The sequence below is a fragment of the Mesorhizobium sp. M2A.F.Ca.ET.039.01.1.1 genome (assembly GCF_003998035.1).
In the GTDB taxonomy this organism is placed as follows: Bacteria; Pseudomonadota; Alphaproteobacteria; order Rhizobiales; family Rhizobiaceae; genus Mesorhizobium.
Genome location: NZ_RZRY01000656.1, coordinates 1 through 3,530, shown reverse-complemented (window position 1 = coordinate 3,530; position 3,530 = coordinate 1). Strand labels below are relative to the sequence as shown.

Annotated in this window: 2 protein-coding genes; both read right to left on the bottom strand. The window is 65.8% G+C overall.

What is annotated here, in order from left to right:
• On the bottom strand, positions 1–1,937 hold a 1,937-nt coding region (locus tag EOA24_RS31250), incomplete at its 3' end, for a virulence factor SrfC family protein (RefSeq protein WP_245501894.1).
• A 1-nt stretch (position 1,938) separates the two neighbouring features.
• The coding region (locus tag EOA24_RS31245; protein WP_189354381.1) for a virulence factor SrfB at positions 1,939–3,530 on the bottom strand (1,592 nt) is incomplete at its 5' end.

Below are 3,530 nucleotides of genomic sequence, written 5' to 3'. Positions count from 1 at the left end.
ATGTGGAGGTGCTCGGAAATCCCGTTCTGGGATATCTGCAGCATCTTCATCGCGACGCCGAACTGATCCCGCTCCCATGCCTCGGTGAGGCCCGCGAGTATCTGGTCTGACACCTCGCGTCGCTCGGCGATCCTCTTGTTGATGTCGCTCTCGACGAAATAGGGAGCCAGCGCGCGGCGTATGCCCTGGATGATGCTGCCGACGCGGCCCTGGATTTGGCCGTACTTGATCTCGGGGCGGCAGATCGCCGCGAGATTTTCAGCCAGGTAGCCCACGCCCCCGTCGTTCAGCCTGAGGGCTTCGTCGAAAGCCTTGGCCGGGTCGCGGAAATGCTGCCGGACCTCTCCTACCTCGAGGTAGGCCTTGCGCAGCGCGGCGACCTTCTTGGTCTTGTCGGGCAGTATCTCGGTTTCCTCGCTGCCGCGGTACTTGATCAGGAACTCCGCCTTGAAGTTGGGATTGCGTAGCCAGTAGGTGTTGTTGAACGGCTTGCCCGGCGTCCATTCGAAGGGCCACTTGTGAGCCTTGCCGAAATACCGGGTGAGAGAGGAGCCGAGACGGGCGCTGAAACGGTCCGACAGGCTTTGCCCCTCCTCGCCGGCCTTCTCGTTGAAGTGCATGTCGAACATCGTCAGCACCAGGAACAGCGCCGTCTCGACGCTCGCCCGGTCGGCCGGCGTCTCGCCGTGCGACGTCCTGATCCAGTCGTCGATCATGTCGGGAAGCGTCGCTACGTCCTGGTTCGACGGCTTGATGCAGAGCAGCATGCTCGACAGCTCCTGCTCGGCGACGTAGCGGTCGAACAGGTAGGCGACCTTGCCCCTGACGAAGAGGTCCTTGAGCGCATGCGGGTTGTCCTCGAAATAGGCCTGCAGGTCGACTTTCTGGCGGCTGCGAGCGCCTGGGAAGTCGAGGAGGTCCGTGTGGTCGAAGAACGGCCACGGACGCACCGACACCGCGATGCGGAGCTCCGCCGCCAGGGCGGTGATGACGGGCCTCGGAAGCGAGACGGCGGGACCCTTCATCGGCCGTATCGGCAGATCCTCCTGGCCCGGCTTGCCGAGTCCCGACAGCGTCTCGACGTCGATGATGCTCCGGTCGCGGGGAACCAGCGCCTCGATCGGGCAGTATGCGTCCTTCGCGAAGCCAAGCTTCTCCAAGGCGCCCGCAAGCTCGAGGTAGACGTCGGTGAACTGCCGGAGCCCGCCCCATAGCACGGAGAAAAGCTCCGCGCGGTCCGCGATCGAAAGCAGCGGCGCGAGGGTCGCGGCATCCTCCCAGTAGGCGCCCAGCGTCTCTATGTTGGGCATCCCGGCGAACTGCTTCTCGAAATACTCCTGGACGTCCCAGACGTCTTCCTCGACGAGCCCTCCCGCCGCAACCTTGGGCGCGCCGCGCGCCGCGGCGAGCGCCGACACCACGGCCTCGGGCGCGAGCGGGCTCCGCTTCTTGGCGTCCCCGTCCAGGAAGTAGCTGTTGCCCAGGATCTTCGCCACGTCGGTTTCGCTCAGCAAGCGCAGGACGACCGGCGCGCCCGGGGGGCTGGGCTCCTCCGTGACCGAGAAGCGGGTCACTAGCCCCGTCGACTCGCGCTCTCCGCCCGGATTGATCTCGCGGATGAAGTCGACCTCCCGCCCGAGGTCGCCGAAGCGCGCCATCAGGGGAGCGCTCCCATGGCGGGCCAGGACCGAGACCAAGTAGGACTTTCCCGCCTGGCTGGGGCCGAATATGCCGACGCACATCGGTCGGTCGATGGCCTCCATCGCCTTGCGGGCCGCCACGGCCGACTTCCTGAGATGCTGCTCCGTTCCGGCGCGCGTGCCGCCCACCCGCTCCGCGTTGGCGGCCGCGCCGACCCACGCGAGTCCGTCCAGCGCCGACCTCAGGGCGGTGTCGCAGCTCTTCTTCAACTCTTGACGCATCGCTTCAGCCGCCATGTCACTGGATGGAGATTATTCCGGTGTCGAGCCAGTAGCCGTCGCCCGTCTCGACCGCGAGCGTGTCCAGCTTCAGCTCCATCATGCGCTTCACCGGAACGCCGTCCGCGTCCTCCGCGTCCTCGATCACGAATTCCTCGCGGGTCGCCTCGCTGGACAGGAGCTCAATCTGGCTCGCCTCGTCCCCGTCCGCCGTCTCGACGTTCCGGGCGACGGTCACGCGGACCGGCTTCTTCATGCCCCGCGAGGAACGCGAGGGCGCGGCGGTGAGCTTGTAGAGCGGGGTGGCTACCCATCGCTCGAGTGGCAGCTGCCTGAAGCCGATGCGGACCGGGCTGTGGTAGTCGAACTCGGCCTCGGCCGAGGCTCCCGCTGCGTCGAGGTCGATGTCCGAGAACAGAAGGGTCTCGTCGGGAAGCGTGGAGTTGCCCTGGAGGCGTCCGATATACCGCGCCGTCGACTTCATCCGGAGATACTTGGAATAGAGGGTGAAGTTGGTGATCTGGCGCTCGGAGAGCGCGCAGAGCATGGCGCCCACCACCGCGGTGGTCTTGGGATCGTCGATGTGCGTGTTGCTGACTCCCCGGAAGGGGTACCACGTGCCGACCCGGTAGTCCTTGATGGGAATGACGCAGTCGGGCCGCACGGCCATCTTGTTCATGAACAGGTTCACCATCGGCGGCAGCCGCATCGGCCGTCCGGTCAGCAGCACCACGTCCGCGTCGAGGTGGTTGACTGCCTCGGCGATGTTGTCGAAGACCCCGTCGAATATCGACAGGACGCATTCCTCGACCGCCTGCGGATCGATAGCGATGTCGCAGCCGGCAATGGTGAACTGCCAGTCCTCCAGCGCGCCGACGTCTTCCGTGAGGTATCGCAGTATGCGCTTGTCGACCGGAATCTCGCCGCCGGCTCCGGGAGCTCCGTTCGCCTCGAAGAAGCTCCCCGCCTTCCGGATTTCGGTCTTGTGGCTGGTCGGCGGCATGGCCTCGCACTCAGACAGGACGCCAATGGCGATCGGCTGCAGGACCTGGAGCACGAACTGGCGGCGCAGGTGCTTTTCCTGCTCGGACATGTTCGGGTTGTCGCCGGCGAAGCGGTCCTTGAGATAGTTCCTCGCGTTCGGCACGCCGGCCTGCGTGAGGCCTTCCTCGAGCCTTGGGATGACGAGCCGCTCAATCACCGCCTTCAGGAGGTCGTCGCCCGCGATCCGGAATCCCTCCCTGAAGTTCTGGTCCGGATACAGCGCCACGTTGTCGGTCTGGTAGTAGGTCGTCACCATGAGGTCGGTCGTGCCGCCCCCCACGTCGACGCTGGCGATGCGGAGCGATCGCTCGGATTTCGGCTTCGGCTTTGGGGCGGGAAGCGACTTCGGTCTTTCCCTGTCCTTGCCGAGCACGTCGAACAGCGTCCTGATGGAGCCGCCCAGCTTGTGCACAGCCTCGCCGTACAGGTAGACGAGATGCACGGAGCTTGCCTCGTCCCACTCGCACTGGATTTCCGGCCGGTGGCTGTGGATGCCCGTGCCGCTGTCTCCCCAGCCGGACAGGGACCAGAGGAGCTTGACCGCCGCTTCCGCCCGCGACCTCAGGA